Annotated in this window: 2 protein-coding genes; both read right to left on the reverse strand. The window is 70.0% G+C overall.

From position 1 onward, the window contains the following. Positions 1-180: 180 nt before the first annotated feature. A complete protein-coding gene (locus ACFWR9_RS25155) occupies positions 181-1,209 on the reverse strand; it encodes a LacI family DNA-binding transcriptional regulator (RefSeq protein ID WP_383845950.1) in 1,029 nt (342 codons plus the stop codon). 77 nt (positions 1,210-1,286) lie between these two features. After that, positions 1,287-1,607 (reverse strand): L-rhamnose mutarotase, encoded by a 321-nt coding sequence (locus tag ACFWR9_RS25160; RefSeq protein WP_383845952.1) that lies wholly within the window; start codon positions 1,605-1,607, stop codon positions 1,287-1,289. Positions 1,608-1,716: the final 109 nt, after the last annotated feature.

Consider the following 1,716-nt stretch of genomic DNA (forward strand, 5'->3'; position numbering starts at 1 on the left):
ACCGAGGGGTGATCCCTACCCCTGCAACCCCCCACGCCCCCCCACCCCAAACCCCCCCCGGGCGGGAGCCGTAACGCCACCGGGCCGGGGGGGCCCACCCCCCCCCCCCGCCTCTTGGTCTGCTCTCCTTCCGGCGGTACGACCATGCGCCGACGGCGCCCGCAGGGATCGGGCGGGCCGTCAGTACGTGGGCAGGCTCGAGCCGCGAACGACCAGCTCGGGCTGGAGAACCACGTGCTCGTGCCGGTGCTCGTCCGCCTGGCCACCGGCCTCCTGGAGAAGCAGCTCGGCCGCCATGGCACCCATGGCGCGGGCGGGCTGGCGGACAGAGGTCAACGGGACGGTCGCCGCGGCGGCGAACTCGATGTCGTCGTACCCGACGATGGCCATGTCGTCGGGGACCTTGACTCCGGCCGTGTACATGAACTGGAGCACTCCGAGGGCCAGCAGGTCGTTGGCGCAGAAGACCGCGGTGGGCCGTTCCGCCAGCCCCAGCAGTCTGGCTCCGGCGTCACGCCCGCCGGCCACATCGAGGCGCTCGGTGGGGATCTCCTGCAACGCCGTGGGGGGCAGGCCGGCGTGGGCGATGGCGTCCAGTGCCCCGGTCCGACGGTCCTGTACCTGCCTCAGATGGGGTGGTCCGCTGACGTAGGCGATGGAGCGGTGTCCGGCACCGGTGAGGTGACGGATCGCCAGGGCGCCGCCGGTGACGTCGTCGACCGAGACGGAGCAGCCCTGCTCGTCCCCCGCCACCCGGTCCACGGTGACGTAGGGAATCCCGTGCCGGCGGAAGTCGCCCAGGCTGCGTCCACTCGGATCGGCAGGGGTGACCAGTACCCCGCGGACCCGCTGCTCGGCGAAGAGGTCGAGGTACTCCGCCTCCTTCTGCATGCTCTGCGCGCTGTTGCACAGGGTGACGGCGAGTCCCGCGTCCCGGGCCGTGCGCTCGGCGCCCTGGGCCAGGTCGACGAAGAACGGGTTGCCCATGTCGAGGACGAGCACCGCCATGACACGGCTGCGGCCCGCTCGCAGTTGCCGGGCGGACTCGCTGCGCACGTAACCCAGGCGTGCGATCACCTGCTCCACATGACGGCGCGTCCGCTGCGAGACGCGGCCGGGCTGGTTGAGCACATTGGAGACCGTGCCCACGGAGACGCCCGCCTCCCGTGCCACGTCCTTGATGCCGACCGTCGGCATGGAGTGGGTCATGTGTGTCTCCTGCTGTTCTGTCCCCGTACTCGAGCCGGTTTGGGGAAGCGTTCATCCTACGGAGCCGAGCCTCCGGTTCACGCCAGATGGAAGACCTCGGCGAGGGGGCGCATGGCGGAATCGGGCGCCTGCCCGTCCAGTTCCTCGAAGAACTCCGCCATCTCGGCCTGCCAACGCGTGTTCACCTCGGTGGCGTCCATGGCAGCTCGGGCCGCCTCGAAGTCGTCGGTCTCGAGATACCCGACGAGCAGGCCGTCCTCCCGCAGGAAGAGGGAGTAGTTGCGCCAGCCGGCCGCGGAGAGCGCGGCGAGCATGTCGGCCCACACGTCCTGATGGCGCTCGCGGTACTCGGCGACCATCTCGGAGCGGACCTTCAGAAGAAAACAGACGCGTTGCATCGGATCACCCTGTTGCCGAGCGTGGGGGCCCCGCCGTGCCCCGCCCCCCCCACGGTGGGGGGGGTGAGAAATAGAAAAAGTAGATGTTGGTGGTGTTGTAAAAAGTTCG

It is taken from the genome of Streptomyces sp. NPDC058534, assembly GCF_042717365.1.
GTDB lineage: Bacteria > Actinomycetota > Actinomycetes > Streptomycetales > Streptomycetaceae > Streptomyces.

Coding starts and splice junctions, on each gene's coding strand:
- ACFWR9_RS25155 (WP_383845950.1), bottom strand. CDS start 1,209: ATGACCCACTCCATGCCGACGGTCGGCATCAAGGACGTGGCACGGGAG.
- ACFWR9_RS25160 (WP_383845952.1), bottom strand. CDS start 1,607: ATGCAACGCGTCTGTTTTCTTCTGAAGGTCCGCTCCGAGATGGTCGCC.